Consider the following 20,643-nt stretch of genomic DNA (forward strand, 5'->3'; position numbering starts at 1 on the left):
CATGTTTTCACCTAAAGTCATCTACGAGGTAATAATATCACCTCTATTTAGGTGGCCAAAATTAGTGTGCCACTACACAGTTACTGTTTCTTCAGGGAGCAAAGAATTAATAGAAATTATTTTCTCGTGTACTTTCCCTTCAATCTCTTTCAGATTTTTTCTGGCTGCTGCACCCGACGAGCTGGAAATAGAGAAGTCAGTGATTTTTGTATCTTCTGGGAACTCAATTGACAAGATAACGTCTTCAGCGATTTTATCGCCAAGGTTGCCGACTCGGAACGTATTAAATATCAAACTCTTAGAATCAGACTTGAACTGCGATGGCGAGTCCGCCTCAATAATTACGACTGCTTTTGGATCTGGCTTGTGAGGTTCTTTCGTGAATTTCCAGACTGTAATACCACCTATGATTGTAATTATAAGAGTTAAAATTGCGCCAATTATTATTTCTTTCCATCTCATCTGACTATCTCACTAGAGGTAAAGCTAACAGTGTAATACCCGCACTTCTAATAAAATCCTAACCGTATAGAGTTGGATATTGGTATGATACGAACAAATAATTAAATAATGCCAATAAGTTAGCATCACCCCCAGTGTGCTATCAACATTTTTCATCCAGAAAAAACAAGACCCTATTTACCGAAAAGCATTTTGGCGCGGTAAATTAAGAAGGTGGATGAGAATAGAAAGATGTGACAGGTGCAACTCTTTAAGACTAACGGATAACACCAAGGCCACAGAAGTTCACCATCCCCTGCGAAGTTGCTGAAGGGCGTTGAAGAAAATCGCGTGACGCAGACAGGACGTCTGCGTAGCTTTCGGGGGGAAGGGACGCCCCATCGGAAGCGTTAGCGATTTTCGAATAAGCACGAAGCCACTAACTAATGCATGTAACTTCGCTAGGGGCGTCTTGGAGCATCCAAGGAGGATAGGACGAGCAGTCCTCCTTGGTCGGGTGTGGGTTGAAGACCCACGACTTTCTCGGCCGTAAGGCCGCAAATCAAGAGAAAGATGGGACGAGCAGTCCTCCTTGGTCGACTCTTGATTAGAAATCAGGGCAGTTGAAGACCAACGACTTTCTCGGCCGTAAAACCGAAAGACCAGCCACCGCGCAAATAAGGTATTCCATTTAAAACAATAACATAATGCGATTCAGGGTGAGCTTAAAACGAATAGTGACAGTGCTGATAACTTACAAAAAGTATCGTCACATTTCTAAATCTTCGCGGTAATCGGTAAGTTTTTGCAGCGTTCCAATGGAGCCATGAAATGACTTACCAAACTAGTTAGTGCTTATTTACCCAAATTGTCAGCTAACTGTTTCGCGCGACCCGCAGCCCACTTATCAATCATCTTTTCCAGTTCGCTTGAAGTAATAGGTGTATCTTTTTGGGTTGTATCGTCACTCTCCCGAGCATCTAACACTCGTACTAACAACTTTCCGCTTTGCGAGTCTAACAATTGTGACATGCTGCCGACCTTGAGCAAGTAAGGCTCCTTACCTATCACTTCTTTAGTAACATCAATGGCAATTTTAGCAGGCAACAGATCCCTTAATTTAAGTTCTGGTCGAGTTAAATCAAAATTCGTCACCGCCGCCTGCACTCTGATCACTCCCGGACCAGGCGCAGTAACAACCTTGACGCCATTTTTAAGCAACTCATTTTGAAATTTAGCATGGTAATAACGACCAATCTCGTTTTGCTCATTAGCGGTTAATAGGTACCATTTACCATTCTCTTGACGAATAAATTGTAAAGGATCGAGTATCACCTGATTGTACTGGCGTAGGTCAACGTCCTGCTCCTTATAAATACGCTGATTAGGATTACTGACACTCGTTTTGAACGCATCAAAGGGCACTACTTGAAATCCACTCATAGCCCTTTCTTTTACTGAGCATCCACCCAGTAAGACCGCAGCCATGGCTACCATAACCACTTTTTTCATATTTGCTCCTGCACTGATTAATAATTTGTTTTCAGAATGACCATCGCGATAAGCAAGTTCTCCTGAGCAATATTCCAACCAACTTCCTTCCATAGAGGACACGACAAAGCGGCTTGTTGCGTCACCCCAAACTGCCACAACATAACCCACTTTATCAAGTGAGTTCAGCACTTTATCTTGTTGCTAAAATGGTAATAACGGATTAATCAGGCCAATGTAGACATTTCAAAAGACTCTAATCACCTAAAAAACCAATATCCTGATTCAGTTTAGGTATCAAAGATTTTCAATTTATGTATTTCAATTCGTTGAAAGATGGGGCATGCATAACTCTTTTGGAATTAACAGCCAACGCCGAGATCACAGAAGTTCACCTTCCCCTGCGAAGTTGCTGAAGGACGTTGAAGACTCTTTATTAAAAATCGGGGGGTGAAACCCCATGACCTTGATTCACCTCGGCCGTTAGGCCGTATTGCTCTTCTACACGTCGGTGGAAACTGACTCCCAACTAACTCGCAACACAAAGATTTTGCTGAATCTTCCAACGGCGCTGCATCACAGGAATTGAAAAACCATAACAAAACACCACGATTAGAGGCTGAATTTGAAAGCTCTGCTCAGGCCAGAGCATGAAAGCTGCAACACAGGCCATAGTGCGCACTATCGCATGCACTATGGCCACCTTTTGCGCAGCTAAAACACCGTGGACTAACCACATTAAACCTGTTTGCACCGCAAGGGCGAAAGGCAAGGCCAGATAATTTTCCATAAAAAAGGGAATACTGATGCTAAAGGTTAAAAAACTCATGCCCATCGCAGCGAGAAACACAGTCTCAAACCAATTACGCTCAGCGCTTTTCTTAAACGAGATATTCTCGCCTGTCAGCCGCGAAATACCCATGGCAAGGTAGATAATAGAACCAGTACCGATAAAGACCGCCATCACCAACTGCGAAGGAGGTAATACAAAGCTCAATACAAACAGTAGGCTCCACACAATCATGCCAGATAAGGGCATAGCTAAAGCACGTTGTTGACGGTATTCGATTAATTGTTGGTCCAGTGATTTATATTGCATGATTAAGCCTCCTTGTTTAGATGACTTAAGTATCTGCGTAAAATGTCCATTACAGCAGTGTGAGTTGTCAGCAATCTAGGATGACAAATGTCACTTCCTTCATCAAAGCCCTAAAATGCCAAGAAAAATGATCATCCATGGCTGAATTTGCTTGGTATTAGGTTGAAAAAAGCGACGATCAGACATATCAAAGGCAGTGCAAATTAAACGATGTGGCGCTACTAACACCTAACATAGGATTTAAATAACCACAGAGGTTACAAAAAAAACACAATAACAGCATATAACTCACGCCATTGTGATTGGGTAATAGCGCGCATAAAGTGCATTATGTTACTGTTTTAGTCATTAGTGACTCGATTTTTTACCGCATTTTAGATAAAGGGTTTAATGGATTATGGAACAAATATTTGAAAAATTAATGTATGCATCGCGCTGGATTATGGCGCCAATTTATTTGGGACTCAGCTTTGTTTTATTGGGCTTAGGCATTAAATTCTTCCAAGAGATCTTCCATATTCTGCCGATCATTTTTGAGATGACTGAAGTGGATTTAGTGCTGGTGACCCTGTCCTTGATTGATATCACCCTCGTGGGCGGCCTGATTGTGATGGTGATGTTTTCTGGCTACGAGAATTTTGTCTCGCAGCTGGATGTAGGCGAAGACAGTGAGAAGCTAAGTTGGTTGGGTAAATTAGATTCTGGCTCACTGAAAAACAAAGTGGCGGCGTCGATTGTGGCAATTTCGTCTATTCACTTACTGAAAATCTTTATGGATGTGAAGAATATCGATAACGACAAAATCATGTGGTATCTGTTAATACACATCACCTTTGTATTATCAGCCTTTGCCATGGGCTATCTGGATAAAATTACTCGCACTAAGTAATGGGCTAACATAGTTGATGCGAACCTAGCAACGCATCAATACCAGCATAGAGAATATTAAACAAAAGCCACTGTTTTCAGTGGCTTTTGTTTTTATAGAATACGACTTAGTGGCACATTAACTCTTCGCTGACTCAAGCTGATGCACTTTCTCGGTTTGATCCACTATAGTCAACACCGCAGTATCACCAACCACGTTACAGGATGTCAGCACCATATCAATAATCCGATCTAAGGCCGCCACTATGGCAAAGGCTTCTATCGGTAATCCCATTTGATGGATTAACACACCTATCATCACCATGCCGCCACCGGGCACACCACCCGCACCGACAGATAATAGGAAGACACTAAATAACAGCGAAGGCAATTGCTCAGTGGTAATAGGCATGCCAAAGGCATTGGCGACAAAGAAAATCGCAATAGTGATATAAATCGCCACACCGCCCATGTTCATGGTCGCCCCCAGCGGTACGCCAAAACCAGCAACAGCACGGTTCACGCCTAACTTGTCCGTTAAAGTACGCATGGTCACGGGAATAGTCGCATTTGAGCTTGCGGTCGAGAGTGAAAACAGCACTTGCTCTTGGGTCTTCTCGCGGAAGGTTTTGGCTGAAATTGGGGTAAATATCCCCACTGCCATAGGATAAACCACAAAAATCCACAGTAGCAGCAGCGCGAGGATCAGCACCATATACTCAACCACACTCATAAACACACCTGCATCTAAGGTCGCGCCGAGTTTAAACATCAAGGCAAATACACCATAGGGCGCAAGACTCATCACCACAGAAATCAATTTCATCATGATTTTATTGGCGGTTTGAAAACCTTGGACAGCACCCGCAACATGCTCCCCAAGGGACTTAATCACACCGCCAAGCAACAAGGCCATAAAGATCACTTGTAGCATATTGCCTGACATAAAAGCCGTCACAGGATTACGTGGGACTATGTCGACAACTAATGCCATCAGGCTTGGCAGCTCAGTTGCTGTAATCGCTATGCCATCCGTGCTGCTCATATCTACACCTTTACCGGGTTCGAGTAGCAGCACCACTAATAATGCGGTCGCGATTGCGACGACAGTATTGATGATATAAAAACCGAAGGTCTTACCGCCCAAGCGGCCAAAACTTTTGAGATCTTGCAGCTCACAGACACCACAAACGATGCTCACAAACACGAGTGGCACCACCAGCATCATGATCATATTAACGAACATAGTACCAACGCCACCGGCAAGCTCGACTAAATTACCCGAGAAAAAACCGATATCGTTTAAGAAGTATTGCACTATTGTGCCGAAAATAAGGCCGGCAAACAGACCAATAAAGATCCGCGTCGAAAGTGATTTCATCATGCTTGTGATTTCCCCAGAAAGGTCATTTATTTGTTATTCATCTTCCATGATGAGCACAATTGCCAATCCATTTTTGGCTCAGGCGGGGATAGTGAAACATGCTAGCCGTTAATTCAATGAATAAATTTCATTTTTTCATCTTGAATTAAGTTAACACCATCACAGAAAAACAGTAATAAACTGATTTTAAATCATAAAAAATTTATCAGCACAATATTTGAGCTCTAACAAAACATATTTAAACCAGTATAAACAAACAAAATAAACACCAAATAACATCAAATTAAACATATAAGAAACAACAACCAAATAAAACTCAGACTTAATAACTGAATTTAAATTTATAACAGGATTTAAAACCAGTTAATTATAGTAAAGCAGAGAGATGGAATGGATGACAGCTAAATATATGGCACTAACACTAGTTCAAGTCCGTGAGCCAGCAGGTGTTGCTGTTTGATACTAATACGGTGTTGATTTAGCCAAACGACTAATTTTTGCCAATGCTTTAACTCGGCATTTTGCAAATACTTAACCTGTTTCGCTTGCTTGTCGAAATCATCAGTAGAATTAATTTGTGCTATTGCCAATAACTCAGCAGGTGCTGTCAGCGCAAGTTGTGGCACAAGGCAGTGGGTCACGCCCATTAAGGTATGGGCGATTTGTAGTCCTGCGGGATCTAAGTCAGTAAAGGCAATGATCGGTAATTTATCTGCCATCGCTTGCAAAAAATGCCGCACGCCAATCGGGGAATGATGACCGCTACCTCGGTAGATAACCATCACATGAGTTAAATCCTGTGGCAAACGCGCTTGATGGATAACATCAAATACATCTAAGTTTTCAATCACTAGGATGGCTGCGACATTGAGTTCATGGCAATGCTTTTGTGCTTCATCCAAAGGAATACGCAGTGATGTGCGAGTTGAAATCCCAGTTGGTGAAGATCCGAAACCTAGATACTTCATCAAAACGTATTCGGCTTCAGGGCGTATCTTAGCGAGCTTTTCATCGTGACTTTTGGCAGACATCGCCATGCGATCGACATTGAAATCAAGCTGCCTTAAATCAAGCCCCATTAACGCCAACACGCTTTGCCTTAGCAGTTCAAAATCTTTGGGCGCAAAACACAGATACTTTTCGGATTCATCTAACTCACCCACTTCTAACTCGCGATGAATCGCGCGCCAGTTAGCCGTGAGCTTAACCTTGGGAGAACGCTTAATAAAAGCGTTCTCCAACAGTTGTAATTGTTGCTGGCCTAGGCGAGCCATAACTCAACATCGCGAATAATAAAGTTGCCGCTATAGATGGGATGCGGTTCGCCCAAGGGCTCAAGCTCAAAGTAAGCCTTGTGTTCATCGGGCAGACCTTCGTAGCCACCAATCACTTGATAAATCCAGCTTTCGGCGTCCCAAGGCAGCGCTTTATCCGCCAGATATTCCAGCGCCGATTGGCGCAGGCCAGACTCAATCACATCGACGAAATACTCATCCACCGCTTGTTTGAGTGGATTATCCGGTACATCGAAGTCTTCACTTTGAGTGATAGAAACGGACACATCATGCTCACGCACCGCCGCAATCACAGGATGACGGCTGATAGCTTTAATGTGCGCGACTATGCCCATCAACTCCAGTTCTTGGCTGGCGTTATGCACATCTACCGCAGCAGGCGCGAGCAAGATTTCAGCGCGATTGAATAGACTCGGAATTTCCTTGTGGGACACATGGTCCGCAGGCCGATAATCCGGATGCAAATCAGTGTAGAGCAACCAGCCCTTGAGCAAACGGGTACGCCCACGGATTTGTCTGAAGCGGCCTAAGAGTTCGAGTAAACGCCCCTGCACTACGCTCAGTTCCTGGGCGCAGTCGCTCATGGTTTCCTGCAAAGTCGTCACTAAGAGTTTGCGCAGTTCACGTATATCGCCAGCGATTTCGCCTAGCTCACTAAACTGGAACATCTCTAAGCCATTAAGCAATTCAGACACTTGGCTTTGAGCTAATTCGTTTTCGCGGATCTTAGCGTTGATCGTACCAACGTAACCGAACTCGTTATTAATGCGGCCCCAGAGCACACGGATCGAATAACGCAGACTGTCGGCGAAACTATAAACATGTTCGCTTAAATCGGATAAATAGGCCTCAGCGGCGCTGTAATCTGAGCTATGACGCGCCTCTTTATAATGATCGGCCAAGGTTTTAATCGTGGCTAAGGCCGAACCGACATTAGAGTCGATTTGGCGATTGCGCTCATCACTTAAACCTTCTTCGAGTAAGGCACGCACAGAACGCTTAAGCCGCAGCTCCTGATCTGGCTCTGGCCGCCATAAAATCCCTGCCTGTTTAAGCTTTTCGACCACGCTTGGATCGTGCGCATCCTCGTTAAGAGAACCCGCCAAATAGGTATCCATAATGATGTCAGCATGGCGACCTAACTGCTTGAGCAGCTTAACCCCCGCCTGATGTAAGTTACTGCTCATCATGGCCTCCTTGGTCACAGCTTTTACCTAGGTTTAACAGTGCCAACATTAGATTAAGTCCCGCTGAGTCGCCGTTTCCGCCTGCGCTTCTAGGCTTAGGCCTTCGGTTTCATCGATAAAACGAATGACTTCATACAGATAATCCAGCTTACCCGTGGCGATATAGATTTGCTTCTCCGCATTGGGTCGTACTAAATAGCCGAGTTCGACTAAGCGTTTGAAGACTAATTTGATTTGCGCATCGCTGTTAGTGCTGGTTGAGCCAAATAAACGATATTGGCTGAGCTTGGCTAACTGCTCACGGAACGCCGGCGTGTCTTCGATACGGCTTTGCAGCTCGGTCAAACGCACGGGCGCACCTTCGCTCAGCGGCGCATCTTGGCCACTGGCTTCCTGCACTAACACCAACCATTCCACCAGCGGGATCAATGCCTGACAGATATCTTTAAACTGCGATGAAATCACTTTGCGCTCGCTATCGCCGAGCTGCAAATAACCGCAGAAGAACACATCACCTTCTGCGGCAGACGCCACGGTACGGTTGATCTGGTTTAAATAGCCTTCGACCCGCTCGCGGGTGCTGCTATTTTTAAGGGCGCGCCAGCCTTCTTCATTGGTGGTGCGGCAAATAAACTCGCCCTTGAGTAACAGCTCAATCAAAGCACCAGTGCCAACTAATACGGTTTGGGTTGCATCACTCATTAGATGGCCTCCTTCGACAAACGCTTATTCAACATGTCTGCAATTGGATTGACCTTAGGTTTTACCACCTGCAACTTCTTAGTTTGTTTGTTGATAATGTAACGGTTGGCGAACAAGTTCAGCACCTCAGACTCAGGGTTCGGGAAGGCGCCCAGCACACAAATATTGTTATTTTCGCAGGCGTCAAAAATCTTCTTCACGTTGGTATGGTGCAAAGTGCCCAACTCATCAATTGGCCAGTGAATGGTCACATCGGCGCGTCCACGCAGCAAGCGCGTGAATGCCAACAAGAACTTACACAAAATCAGATACGCCATACCGTGACTTGAGGATTCGTTAAGCTGTCTGTCGGTGCGGATAATCAAATCGCTGTTACCTTCTTTGAGGCGCAGCTCGATTTCCAGCAACTTAGATATGCCCCCCGTTAATGCGGCGCGACCGATAATGTCTAAAGCGCGGCGCATGCTGTTGGTGTAATCCTCATCGGGCAAGCCATTAAAGCCATCGGCTTTCCAATGTTTAAAGGCTTTGACGAACTGTTCAAGCTCAGGCCAGAACTCTAACTCGCTGATGCGCGAACGAATACGTACCGCCGATTCAGACACGCCATCGAGGAATAACTCTTCGCCCACTTCGCGGGTAATACGCGCACTTTGGGAGGCAATGCGGCGGTCGATATCGGCTAACACATCGTAGAAAGCGGTTAAGTCGACGCCGAAAATCCGTCCTTGCTCACGCAGCGCGGTAATCGATTGCGGCACGATCACGTTCAGCAATTGCTCAAGCTGTGGCACTAACTTACGGTAATCCAGCAGGCGAATACCTTTATCGTTGATAAAGCTCGATTCTTCGCGGGCACGCTCCCAGGTTTCGGCAAGGCCCGAACCTGACTTGCTGGCGATCACTGAGTCGAAATGCTCTACATATTGCTTCACCGAACCCATCAGGTAATCGCGTTTTAGCAGCAAATCTTCACCTTGGCGCAGACGCTCGCCTAGGCTGCCTTGGGCTTCTTCGTTATTGGTCGGTAACTTAAGCTCGGCGAGTTTACGCATTACGGCACGTAACTTCGTTAAGTTTTCAGAAGCTTCAACCTGCGCCGCATCGGACGCTTTACGTTCAGTTTCAAGTTGTTGACGACGGGCCTTAACATCCTGAGTTTTCGCCTTAAGCTGTTGATCGATTTCCGATACCGCACGCTTCACATCGCTAAGCTGAGTTTGCAGTTTAGGTTTGCGCGCAAGCCAAGTGTGTTGATACCAATCGTCAAAGCGCAGTACGTCGCTGCGACGCTGTTCGGCGCGGCTGATTTTGGTTTCTAACTCACGAATTTGTTGCTTGAGTTTGAGGATATTATCCTCATCCACACCACGGGATTTAAGCTCGTTTTTGTACCAAGTCTCGCAGGCTTTCTGCTCGATTTTGGCACTTTCACGGCGCCCTTCAATGGTCGCTTTAATTTGGCCGAGTTGATTGTCGAGCGCGCCGATAACTTCCTGCCAATAGGCATTCTTTTCCATGCGCGCTTCAAGCGCTTGCTCTTTTTGATCTTCGAGCCAGAGTTCGTGCTGATGTTTAAGCTGTTTTAGCTCACCATCGAGTTGAGTCAGTCTTTGTCCCGCATGGGCTTTGCGCTCGCTCAATGCTTTGTTGATTTTCTCTTGCTCGCTGCGCTTTTCATCAAATAGGCGACGCAGATCGTCACGGCTATTTTTGTAAGCCGTGCGGGCAAAAGTCAGTTCACGGCTGAGATTATCCAACTCGCCATTAATGGCCACCAGCTGAGATTCGGCCTCGGCCTGCATTTCTTGGGCACTAGTGTGGGCTTCTTCGGCTTTGCTTAACCGAATACGCAGCTCTTGTTCGGAGGCGGCATATTCAGGCACATCGATCGCTTTAAGATCTAAATGCACGCCAAAGAAAGCTTCGCTCGATTCAGTCACTAAGCTTGGATGTAAATCAGTGCGATGCAGTAGTTCAGGCGCGATCACTTTACCTAAACTTTGCTCCCAGCCTTGGGATTCTTTACGCAGAAACTCCAATAGGGTGTGGGATTGCGGGAACAGCATATGGTGCAGTTCATCCAACGCAGTTTGACGCTCGTTCACCCTTAAGGTGGCGATACGCAAGGCTTCGTTGGCTTGGTCACGTTTGGCTCTGAGCTTGCGTTCATCGCTGCTTAAGCGTTCGACCTTGGCATTGCAGCTTTCTTGTTCTTCGTCGGCGCGGTGAATACGTTCGTCGAAAATCGCGAGACTCAGCTTTTCTTCTTCGGTGTAAGTCACGCCATCAACACGCAATTTAAGCTCGGCGGCAGTGAGTTTGAATTGGTATTCCTGCTCGCTAAAGCTAGCCTTGCCCGCATCCATTTGGTTGCGCCATTGCAGCTCTAGGGCGTCAATATCGGTGCGCGCCACTTCACGTTGCTTATCGCGGGCTTCACGCTGCTTGTCTTGGTCGCTATGCAGGCCTTCAAGCTCGCGGTTTAACTGCTCGCCAATCTTACTGCGACGGGCATTGTACGCCGCCTCAATGTCTTGGTGCTTCTCGGTTTGCAGCTTATGGCGTTCACTTAGGTTTTCAACATCGGTGCGCCAGTTCGGCAGCATCTCAAGATCGGCCTTGGCTTGCTCTATGTTGGCATCTAAAAAGGCAGCATGCTGATCTTCAATGGCATCGAGCTCATACTCGCACTTTGCCACATCGCCCTTAGCTGCCGATAAATCGAGATTGAGCTCATCGCGCTGCTCTTTCCATTCATCATCGAGCAATCTTAGCTTTAAATTCAGTTCTTTAGATAAGGTTTGCTGAATATCTTGACGATCGGCTTCTAAGGTTTCATCGTTGCGATAACCACGGGATAAACTCGATAAACGCAGTTCGGCGCTAAGCAGTTGGTTAAATTCTTGTTCGAGTTTTTCAAATTCAGGACGAATAACTTCAAAGCCTTGGATAAGTTGGCTCTCACGGATCCACGCCTCAACGCGCTGCGGATTCAAACGTGAGCTGGGCGGATTAACCCCATCTTCCTCTAAAATGGCGGCGATCATGGATTTGACCGTCTCCATCTTGCCTTCTTTGGAGTGCACCGCTTTAGCGAGTTTTTCGATGTGGCGCAGGGAATGCTCGCCCTCACACAGGGCAAATTGGCGTGCATAACCGCGTAGTTCACTGCGGTTGCTGCCCGTGCTTAATAGGGTGCGATCGTTTTGAATAATGGCGCGATATTCACGGGTATTAAGCAAATTAGTGGTGGCGATGCCGGCACGTTTTAAATCACGGCCTAATTCCGCCATGGTGTGGCACAGAATAGTGTCGCCATTTTGCGATTTAATATAATCGCTTAGCTCAAAACCTTTGGCGATAAAACGATAGTTAACGCCCTTCCCATCGCCCGCAGAGGCCAACACGGCTTGATACAGTAAGCCATCGGCCTTTTGATATTCGTAAATGATGTAGCTTGAATCGTGTGGCAAATACCAACGCTCGAAACTGTCGCGGGTCGAAGGCACCACGCGGCTTGGGTATTCACCATAAAAAACAGGGACTAGACGTTGTAATGTCGTTTTACCCGAGGCGTTAGTACCACAAATGTTGGTATGACCATTGAGGGCGAGTTCCACCACGCCCGGAAGGTGCGTATCAATCAGCACAATACGAATCAAGCTTGCCATTTCATTCCTTATGCAAACAGGAGAGTCTTATCTAAGCTGCAGAAGCTTCTACACAAATAAGAGAAAACAATCCAAGAGGGCCACTGACGTTAAAATCGTCACTGTAAATAAACACTTTAAAAAAGTGACTAAAAAGTGATGTTAAAAATCGTGGCCTAAAAATAGTGCCCCTAAAATAAGGCAATCACAGTGTATTGGCAATTAAGCAGCGATGCACTAATGCCTTGGCTCACATCTCAGCCCATTGCTCAGCAAAAACATAACCCTATAGCTAGGCTCAAATCAAACGGCCAATGATACGACAACTTAGCCAAAATAGGCGGCTAACAAAGCGGCAATTAGCGCGATAAAAGGTAAATTCCAGCGGATTTATTCGAGACGCAGGCGTTCGGCAATCCGACTGTAGATCAGCATCATTTCCGCCAGCGATCCCACTTGCATGCCTTTCATCAAATTGGCACGGTGGATCTCAACCGTGCGCATGGCAATACAGAGACTATCGGCGATCTCTTGGTTCTTCAGGCCTTGGGCAATCAGGTTGAGTATTTCCCGCTCTCTTGGCGTGAGCGCTTGATAAGTCTCAAGATACTGATTGTCTTGATGATGCGCCTTGGTATGTTCCAACGCTTTGACGACCGCCTCGGCTAACTTAGCGCCATCGGCGGGCTTTTGGAAAAAATCCACCGCACCTAATTTAAGCGCATCTACCGCCATTGGCACATCGCCATGGCCAGTGAGATAAATCACCGCTAGCGGACTATTTTTTGCCACTAATTCAAGATGCAACTGCTGACCACTCAAACCCGGCATACGCACATCGACCAGCGCACAACCCGGTAGTGTTAAGTCAACTATGGTGAAAAAGGCTTCGGCACTATCAAAGTCGGTGATCTTAAGGCCATAACTTTCAAGCATAAAACGCAAAGAACGACGCACTGAGTCATCGTCATCGATTAAATACACTGGTAAGGCAAGACTCATTATTGTGCTCCATTGGGTTCAGGTTTACGCGGTATAGCCACCTGCGCTTGGCAACCGCCACCCATAGCGCTTTCTAGGCTAAACGTACCACCATGGCTCTCGGCAATATCACGGCAAATCACTAAGCCTAAACCTAACCCCTCTGATTTAGTGGAATAAAATGCTTGCATCAGCAGACTGGTCTCTTCGGTTAACCCAATGCCATTATCTGTGACTGTCAGCAAGAGCGTACATTCTTGATAGCGAAGATCGATATCGATCGTGGGTGTGTATGGCTTTTGCGTGATGATCTGTTCGGTGCCACTGGATTCAAGCTCTAACCGCTGAACGCAGGCGTCAAAGGCGTTTTTCAGCAAGTTAAGCAACAACTGCTGCATACCAACTTCATCGAGGGACTGTAAATAAGGTTCACCATTCACATTGACGGCAAGGTTTATCTGATGTTGTTCAAACTCATAGGCGAGCAGCGGCACAGTATCATTGACCAACTCATGCAGATACAAAGGCTGTTTCGACACAGGTCGCTTCTTCAATAAATTACGTAAGCGACTGATAATATTGTCGGCGCGCGTGACTTCCTGCTGGATCAGCGCCAATACAGATTGCAACTCCTCAGGGCTCGTCCCCCGCTGTAATCGCACTTCGGCGCCATGACAATAATGGCCAATCGCCGCCAAAGGTTGATTGAGTTCATGGGAGAGACTCGCGCCAAGCTCACCCGCGATTGCAATACGCTGGGCATGTTCCAGTAACGCGCGGTTTTCATTGAGCTGGCGCTGAGTGTTAATCAACTCACGGCCGCGGCGACTAAAGCGGTATTCAAGCCAAAAATGATACACATTGAGTAAAACCAAAATCCCTAACACAAGCCAAGCCCATTGTTGATGTAACTTGATCCACTGCCACGCCCTTTGCCACCATGGTGCTTGCAAAGGATGCATATCGAGATCTTTAAGCAGTTGATCGATCGCAAGCTGACTCACGGCCGTGGTCCAGCCCGCAGAATCAGCAGACTTAGCGGCGAGATGATCTTCAGGCAGCGCTAGCAAAGCTTGAGTCACACTTTTAGCCAGAGACTGGGAGGCGCGATTGGTCTTTGCCATAGACCAGTTGGGATAAAGGTGAGTCGAGACTTGGCAATTAAATCCCGCAGGCGCTTGATTATCGAGCACTCGATAATGGGCGATATTAATAAGACCTTCCGTTTGCATCTGCTCAAGCTGACACACAGGCACCACAACCGCATCCAGTCGATTATCTTTCGCCGCATCATCACCACTTTTTTGATCATCTAACTGATACAACAAATTATCTAGCGGGAACCCCAGCGGAATAATCTCACCCACAAAGCGAGGCAAATCTATGCCCTTTAGCTGCGCTTCGTACACTAAGGTCAAGTAACCACCAAAGGCATTTTTCGATACGATCCCGAGTCGACGTCCCTTAAGATCACTTAAGGTGTGATAGGGTGAATCGGCGCGCACCACCAGCGCCGAGCCCACTTGCATTGCCGCACCATTATTTAACGGACTGCGCAGGGTCGCCAACCAAGTAAGGGAATATTGCCGCGCCAGCAACACGGATTGCCCTGGGTTGGTGATCACAAAATCGAGCCCTTGGGTTTCAACGCCCTTAGCTAGCTCATCGAGGGTGAGAGGGTGTAACCTAAAGTAACTGTTGGGAATTTGGGTTTCGAGCCACCCCATCAAAGGTTGCCAGCGGTTGATGGTCGCCTTATAACCGCGGATGGCTAACACGCCAACATCGACCACTTGATAACTGGGCTCTTCGATAGCAACTTGAGCAACAACCTCAGAGTCAGTTAAGCCCGAATGTACGCTTTGATTCAGTGGCTCCGCAGCAAACACCTTAACTGAAGCCAGCAAGCATAGGAATAACACTGCGTTCCTTGGCTTTTTTCTCGGTATTGCCACGGAATGTGGAGTGCTCAGAATCGATAACGGCCACTTGACCGATACAGCGAAGCGAAACACAGTTTTCATCATCCTCAATAACATGAAGCGCAATCCTTTATCCCCAGTCACTCACACTAAAATCAAGTCCAACTCAAGCTAAGAAAAGGCCAAACTCAAGTAACAAAAAATAAAACCCTAGCATTTTGAAGGCTATTCTAACGGATATTTGTTGCGCTAGATCAAGTCCACACCCGATATGTGGAAAACCACTATAGTTATGCCGCCTCCCCTTTTACAGAATGCCTGTAAACCTCGCCATAAACCTTAACTCTAGGTCTATGAGCCAGTTTATTCGCCATCTGCAAGTAGTGAAGGAAATCTGTATGGACAAGAGTAAACGTCAGTTTCTCGGCAAAATGGCCAGCGTCAGTGTTGGCGCCGCACTCATCCCTGTCGTGCAAGTGTATGCACAGGATGATAAGCGCAGCCCTCAAATGCACAGTGCCAGCGAAGGCCAAGTAGGTAAACGTTACGGTATGGTAATTGACTTGCGCCGCTGTGTGGGCTGCCAAGCCTGTACTGTCGCTTGCACTATCGAGAATCAACCGCCCCTCGGGCAATTTCGCACCACAGTGCAGCAGTATGAAGTCTCGCAGCAGGAAGATACCACTCCGCCTGCGTTTTTAATGCTGCCAAGACTTTGTAATCACTGCGAAAACCCGCCCTGCATCCCAGTTTGTCCTACGGGCGCGACCTTCCAGCGCAAGGACGGCATAGTGGTCGTCAACAATGAATGGTGTGTTGGCTGTGGCTATTGCGTACAAGCCTGCCCCTATGATGCGCGCTTTATCAACCACGACACCAATACCGCCGACAAATGTACCTTCTGCGCCCACAGGTTAGATGCAGGGTTACTGCCTGCCTGTGTCGAAACCTGCGTAGGAGAAGCCCGTGTGATTGGCGATCTGAATAATCCCAACAGCCAGATAAGCCAACTGCTCGCCGCCAACAAAACCGATATCAAGGTGCTCAAACCGACAGCTAATACTGCGCCACGGGTGTTCTACATCGGCATGAGCAGCGCTTTTGAGGACAAGATTAGCGGCCAAGCCCCCGTTAGAACCTTACTTACCGATACTGGCGAGGAGATCCACCATGGTCATTAAAGAAATCTTTACCCCAGATATCGCTATTACTTGGCTACCTTGGGCAGTGCAATACTTTTTTATGATGGGGCTCGCCTACGCCAGCGTATGGGTAGCGACAATACATTTGTTTAGCCAACCCAAACCCGATGACAGATTGCTGAAGCTCTGCGCCTGTTTAATGTTAACAGCAGGCATAGTCGCCCCTATCGCCTTACTCGCCGATTTACACCAACCGCTGCGGGCTTGGCATTTTTATGCGCAAGTTCGCCCTGATTCTTGGATGTGGTATGGCGCCTTTTTACTGCCCGTATTCTCGGGCACCAGCGCAGTGTTTGCTTGGCTGCTACTGCGTCAATATCTGCCTAAGCACACCACGAATCAAGACTCAGATTGGGTGAATAAAATAGGCCAATTATTGAGATTCGGTGATTGGAACAGTGACAAACTCATCAAGCCGATCGCACTGATCACGGCCCTGAGTGCCTGCAGTATCGCCCTCTACACTGGCATGGAAACCATGGCCATTAAGGCGCGGCCACTGTGGCATACCTATTGGCTGCCACCTTTGATGGCAATGAGCGCCCTGCTCGCCGCCTGCGGCACTTTGGTGGTATTGAATCGACTATTAAAGGGCTACCAACAGCGCACCCAAGACAGCCTATTACTCTGGGTAAGAGCCAGCTTTGGTCTGTTCGCCCTATGCCTTATCGGCTGGGTGTTATTCGATAAGGGCTCGGCCCCCGAAGCCGCATTATTGCTTGAAACCAGCCCAAGCTGGCAACTGGCCGCGATTTGGGTGCTAATCACACTCGCCGTGCTGGCACTGATGCTCGCCATTCGTCACTTACCCAATGTGGCAATGCTAATCGTCAGCCTCACGGCCATTCACCTTGCGTGGGGATTTCGCTGGATAGTGCTAATTCAAGCGCAAACCGATCCTAAATACGGCGCGGGGACTTATCTCTATCAACTGCCTTGGGGACCTGAAGGGCTATTAGGAATAGCTGGTACCTTCGGCCTCTGGTTAGCATTAATGGCGCTGGTCTCCGAACTTATTCGCCAAACGCCTGCGGCAAAACTTGCTCGCTGAGCACCCAAATAGTTTACAGAATTAAGGAGTCCATCATGGATAAGAGTAAACGTCGTTTTATCAAAGGGGCCGCTGTAACGGGTGGTGTGGGATTATTTGCCGCGGGTTATAGCCATACATTAGCGCAAATAGGTAAAGGTGTCGTCAATGGTACCTCAGGAAAACCAACCCAAGATCCGCTGCACGGCAATTCCTTAGCACCTGAATACAAAGTCGATTTACAGTCAGGCCAGTTAATCAGCAATGACGATCAACGCATCGCCAATACTATGTGCTTAGGTTGCTGGACCAAATGCGGCGTGCGCGCTCGTATCGATCAAAAAACCGATAAAATCATCCGTATCAGCGGTAATCCTTATCATCCGTTGTCATCGCGGGAACATATCGATTTCGATACACCGATCAAAACCGCCTTTGTTGGGCTTAGCGCCTTTCAAGAACAAGGGCTGCAAGGACGTTCCACCGCCTGCGCCCGCGGTAATGCCATGCTAGAACAATTAGATAGCCCACACCGCGTTACCCAATGCCTTAAACGCGTGGGTAAGCGCGGCAGTGGCCAATGGCAGAGCATTAGCTTTGAGCAATTGCTGAATGAAGTCGTCGAAGGTGGTGATTTATTTGGTGAGGGCCAAGTCGAAGGCTTAAGAGCGATTCGTGATATCGCCACGCCGCTCGATACCAATAATCCAGAATACGGCCCTAAGGCCAACCAGTTACTGGTCTCAAACGCATCAGATGAAGGCCGCGATGCCATTATCAAACGCTTCACCTTCAACAGCTTTGGCACGCGCAACTTTGCCAACCACGGCGCTTACTGTGGATTTACCTACCGTGCTGGAGCGGGCGCTTTATTGGATGATTTGAAAAAATACGCCCACTTAAAACCCGATTGGGACCATAGTGAATTTTTACTATTTATCGGCACTTCACCGCAGCAATCGGGCAATCCCTTTAAACGCCAAGCAAGACAATTGGCTAACGCGCGGGTGAATAACACCAATTTCAGTTATGTGGTGGTGTCGCCCATGCTACCCAATACCTCGAATCAACCTTGCGCGGGTAACAATACTTGGCTGCCGATCCGCCCCGCCACCGACTCGGCACTCGCCATGGGCATGTTGCGCTGGATTATTGATAATCAGCGCTACGCCGCCGATTTTTTGAGTGCGCCCAATGTCGATGCAGCAAAAGCATCAGGTTACCGTGGTTTTAGTAACGCAGGCTTCTTGATCGTCAGCGAACCTACCCATCCAAGATATGGCCAATATCTCTTTGCCAGCGATCTTAGCTTACCTTTCGAGGGCAAAGCCTACGGCGAGCAAGACTCGCAGTTGGTTGTCGATGCCGCGAGTGGCAAGATAGTTTTGGCGAGCCAAAGCCTGAAAGCCAAGCTCGACGTTGACCAAAACGTCGACACACCTAAGGGGATGATTGCGGTTAAATCTAGCTTCCAACTGTTAAGTGAAGCGGCGCAGAGCTTCGAGATGGCACACTATGCCAAGGAGTGCGATATCAGCGAGGCGCAAATTATCGCCCTCGCGGATAAATTTACCAGCCATGGCACTAAGGCTGCGGTGATCTCCCACGGCGGCACAATGAGCGCCAATGGTTTTTATAGCGCGTGGGCAATCATGATGCTCAACGCCATGATAGGTAATATCAATTTAAAAGGTGGCGCATTAGCTTCCGGCGGTTCCTTTCCCGCCTTTGGTAAAGGCCCAAGGTATAATCTGCTGGAGTTTGACGGCATGGTCGAGCCTAAGGGCGTATTCCTATCGCGATCTAAATTCCCCTACGAGAAAACCTCAGAGTATCGCCGTAAAGTCGAAGCGGGCGAATCGCCTTATCCTGCAAAGGAGCCTTGGTTTCCGATTTCATCGCCCTTGCTTGGCGAACATTTAACGGCGGCGGTGCACGGTTATCCCTATCGACTCAAAGCATGGATTAACCACATGGGCAATCCGATTTATGGTCAAGCGGGCCTAGGTGAAGCCATTGGTGAACAACTGAAAGATCCCAAAGTGCTGCCACTGTTTATCAGTATCGACAGCTTTATTAACGAAACATCGGCGCTATCGGATTATATCGTGCCCGACACATTAACTTACGAGTCATGGGGTTGGAGCCCTTCTTGGCATGGGACTCTGACGAAAGAAACGACAGGTCGCTGGCCGATTGTCGAACCAAGGGTCACAAAGATGGCCAGTGGTGATGTGGTGTGCATGGAGTCTTTCTTAAGCCAAGTGGCCATAAAACTCGCACTACCCGGCTTTGGCGAAAATGCCGTTAAGGCCGCCGATGGCAGCTTACATCCGTTAACGCGCGCAGCGGATTACTCACTTTACGGCGCCGCTAACGTGGCCTATTTGGGTAAAGCCGTCGCCGATATCAACGCTGAGGACATGTATCTTAGCGGTGTGAGTCGTATCCAAAGTGAGCTTAACGCCAGACTCAAGCCAGATGAAGTCAAAAAAGTTAGCTACTTATTTGCCCGCGGCGGCCGCTTTGAAAATATGAGCGGCGCACGGGATGAAGTGGGGAATCCAACCAAGGTTTGGCCAAAACCTATGATGCTGTGGAATCCCGAAGTGGGCAGTCGCCGTAACAGTCTCACAGGGGAATTTATGAGTGGCTGCCCACGCTTATATCAACCCGCCTTAGCCAATGGCACACCGCTCGATAAGGCATTTAATAAATCACAATGGCCTTTGCTGATCAGTAGTTACAAATCCCACACCATGAGCTCTATGAGTATTGGCTCGGATCGTTTGCGCCAAGTGCACCCTAATAATCCGGTGCGGCTGAACGAGAAGACCGCCAGTCGCCTTGGGATCAGCACAGGTGACACGGTCAAGATCAGCACGCCCAACGGCAGCGTGATAGCCTTAGTGGAATGTGTTGCCGGAGTGCACCCTGACTGCATCGCTATCGAACACGGTTATGGCCATAAGGAACTCGGCGCGCGGGACGTAGTGATCGACAATCTTAAAATCGCCGCCAATCCGCTGATCCGAGTCGGCATCAATATGAACGACTTGAATCTGTTTGATCCGAGTCGCCACGGCCGCTACCCGCTGGTGGATTGGGCAAGTGGCGCTTCGGCCAGACAAGGGCTACCAGCTAAGATTGAAAAACTAAGCTAACCGCAGAGCATAGATAACACTTAAGAAGCTGCCCTTTGGCAGCTTTTTCTTTGGCGTCAATTCAATCTGATTAAGCCTAATCGCCTCATTAATGCTTTCTAGCTATGCCTATTCGCGAATAAACCGAGGAATAGTGATCTTTTTTACTCAATTTAGGTATATAGATCCCGATCACGCGTTTCATAGAAATAAACCACATATTAAAATCACAGCTATATTTATCAG

14 protein-coding genes are annotated in these 20,643 nt (G+C 47.6%); 4 read left to right on the forward strand and 10 right to left on the reverse strand.

Annotated elements, in window-relative coordinates:
• Positions 1–72 precede the first annotated feature (72 nt).
• The 3 genes from HGO26_RS20880 to HGO26_RS20890 form a co-directional block, all read right to left on the reverse strand.
• On the reverse strand, positions 73–462 hold the full coding sequence (locus HGO26_RS20880) for a hypothetical protein (RefSeq protein ID WP_168827639.1): 390 nt from the start codon (positions 460–462) through the stop codon (positions 73–75).
• A gap of 834 nt (positions 463–1,296) precedes the next feature.
• Positions 1,297–2,124, reverse strand: coding sequence for a DUF3313 domain-containing protein (locus HGO26_RS20885; protein ID WP_345719264.1), 828 nt, complete (start codon positions 2,122–2,124; stop codon positions 1,297–1,299).
• A gap of 337 nt (positions 2,125–2,461) precedes the next feature.
• Complete coding sequence (locus HGO26_RS20890; protein WP_168827641.1) at positions 2,462–3,031, reverse strand: DUF7010 family protein; 570 nt, start codon at positions 3,029–3,031, stop codon at positions 2,462–2,464.
• Positions 3,032–3,428: 397 nt separating this feature from the next.
• Between HGO26_RS20890 and HGO26_RS20895 the strand changes: the two genes are divergently transcribed.
• Positions 3,429–3,920: a TIGR00645 family protein gene (locus HGO26_RS20895; protein ID WP_105250244.1), complete on the forward strand. Its 492-nt coding sequence runs from the start codon at positions 3,429–3,431 to the stop codon at positions 3,918–3,920.
• 117 nt (positions 3,921–4,037) lie between these two features.
• Here HGO26_RS20895 and HGO26_RS20900 read toward each other — a convergent pair whose 3' ends face one another.
• The 7 genes from HGO26_RS20900 to HGO26_RS20930 form a co-directional block, all read right to left on the reverse strand.
• Positions 4,038–5,282: a dicarboxylate/amino acid:cation symporter gene (locus HGO26_RS20900; protein ID WP_168827643.1), complete on the reverse strand. Its 1,245-nt coding sequence runs from the start codon at positions 5,280–5,282 to the stop codon at positions 4,038–4,040.
• A gap of 401 nt (positions 5,283–5,683) precedes the next feature.
• Entirely contained in the window at positions 5,684–6,556 is an 873-nt protein-coding gene (locus HGO26_RS20905; protein ID WP_168827645.1) for a DUF7281 domain-containing protein, read from the reverse strand.
• The gene (locus HGO26_RS20910; RefSeq protein ID WP_131525493.1) at positions 6,544–7,764 is read right to left on the reverse strand and encodes a phosphoenolpyruvate carboxylase; all 1,221 of its coding nucleotides are present in this window, start codon (positions 7,762–7,764) and stop codon (positions 6,544–6,546) included. Before HGO26_RS20910 ends, HGO26_RS20905 begins: the two co-directional genes overlap by 13 nt.
• Positions 7,765–7,812: 48 nt before the next feature.
• A complete protein-coding gene (locus HGO26_RS20915; RefSeq protein ID WP_071939957.1) occupies positions 7,813–8,466 on the reverse strand; it encodes a hypothetical protein in 654 nt (217 codons plus the stop codon).
• On the reverse strand, positions 8,466–12,140 hold the full coding sequence (locus tag HGO26_RS20920; protein WP_131525492.1) for an ATP-binding protein: 3,675 nt from the start codon (positions 12,138–12,140) through the stop codon (positions 8,466–8,468). The genes HGO26_RS20915 and HGO26_RS20920 overlap by 1 nt, the downstream gene beginning before the upstream one ends.
• Before the next feature lie 369 nt (positions 12,141–12,509).
• A complete protein-coding gene (locus HGO26_RS20925; RefSeq protein WP_168827647.1) occupies positions 12,510–13,121 on the reverse strand; it encodes a response regulator transcription factor in 612 nt (203 codons plus the stop codon).
• A complete protein-coding gene (locus HGO26_RS20930) occupies positions 13,121–15,139 on the reverse strand; it encodes a sensor histidine kinase (protein ID WP_168827649.1) in 2,019 nt (672 codons plus the stop codon). Before HGO26_RS20930 ends, HGO26_RS20925 begins: the two co-directional genes overlap by 1 nt.
• Before the next feature lie 281 nt (positions 15,140–15,420).
• Here HGO26_RS20930 and dsrO point away from each other — a divergent pair, with 281 nt between their 5' ends.
• Genes dsrO through HGO26_RS20945 form a run of 3 tightly spaced genes read left to right on the forward strand, consistent with a single transcriptional unit; the run spans position 15,421 to position 20,418 of the window.
• Positions 15,421–16,203: a sulfate reduction electron transfer complex DsrMKJOP subunit DsrO gene (gene dsrO, locus HGO26_RS20935; RefSeq protein ID WP_011790755.1), complete on the forward strand. Its 783-nt coding sequence runs from the start codon at positions 15,421–15,423 to the stop codon at positions 16,201–16,203.
• Positions 16,193–17,275: an NrfD/PsrC family molybdoenzyme membrane anchor subunit gene (gene nrfD, locus HGO26_RS20940; RefSeq protein WP_168827651.1), complete on the forward strand. Its 1,083-nt coding sequence runs from the start codon at positions 16,193–16,195 to the stop codon at positions 17,273–17,275. The genes dsrO and nrfD overlap by 11 nt, the downstream gene beginning before the upstream one ends.
• A gap of 35 nt (positions 17,276–17,310) precedes the next feature.
• Positions 17,311–20,418, forward strand: a complete 3,108-nt coding sequence (locus tag HGO26_RS20945; protein ID WP_168827653.1) for a tetrathionate reductase subunit A — start codon at positions 17,311–17,313, stop codon at positions 20,416–20,418.
• Positions 20,419–20,643: the final 225 nt, after the last annotated feature.

It is taken from the genome of Shewanella oncorhynchi, from assembly GCF_012584455.1.
Taxonomy (GTDB): Bacteria; Pseudomonadota; Gammaproteobacteria; order Enterobacterales; family Shewanellaceae; genus Shewanella; species Shewanella oncorhynchi.

Bases quoted from the DNA above. Each gene is read 5' to 3' on its own strand.
- HGO26_RS20920 (WP_131525492.1), bottom strand. From the start codon at position 12,140: ATGGCAAGCTTGATTCGTATTGTGCTGATTGATACGCACCTTCCGGGC.
- HGO26_RS20945 (WP_168827653.1), top strand. From the start codon at position 17,311: ATGGATAAGAGTAAACGTCGTTTTATCAAAGGGGCCGCTGTAACGGGT.
- nrfD (WP_168827651.1), top strand. From the start codon at position 16,193: ATGGTCATTAAAGAAATCTTTACCCCAGATATCGCTATTACTTGGCTA.
- HGO26_RS20925 (WP_168827647.1), bottom strand. From the start codon at position 13,121: ATGAGTCTTGCCTTACCAGTGTATTTAATCGATGACGATGACTCAGTG.
- dsrO (WP_011790755.1), top strand. From the start codon at position 15,421: ATGGACAAGAGTAAACGTCAGTTTCTCGGCAAAATGGCCAGCGTCAGT.
- HGO26_RS20910 (WP_131525493.1), bottom strand. From the start codon at position 7,764: ATGAGCAGTAACTTACATCAGGCGGGGGTTAAGCTGCTCAAGCAGTTA.
- HGO26_RS20880 (WP_168827639.1), bottom strand. From the start codon at position 462: ATGAGATGGAAAGAAATAATAATTGGCGCAATTTTAACTCTTATAATT.
- HGO26_RS20930 (WP_168827649.1), bottom strand. From the start codon at position 15,139: ATGTTATTGAGGATGATGAAAACTGTGTTTCGCTTCGCTGTATCGGTC.
- HGO26_RS20900 (WP_168827643.1), bottom strand. From the start codon at position 5,282: ATGATGAAATCACTTTCGACGCGGATCTTTATTGGTCTGTTTGCCGGC.
- HGO26_RS20915 (WP_071939957.1), bottom strand. From the start codon at position 8,466: ATGAGTGATGCAACCCAAACCGTATTAGTTGGCACTGGTGCTTTGATT.
- HGO26_RS20890 (WP_168827641.1), bottom strand. From the start codon at position 3,031: ATGCAATATAAATCACTGGACCAACAATTAATCGAATACCGTCAACAA.
- HGO26_RS20905 (WP_168827645.1), bottom strand. From the start codon at position 6,556: ATGGCTCGCCTAGGCCAGCAACAATTACAACTGTTGGAGAACGCTTTT.
- HGO26_RS20895 (WP_105250244.1), top strand. From the start codon at position 3,429: ATGGAACAAATATTTGAAAAATTAATGTATGCATCGCGCTGGATTATG.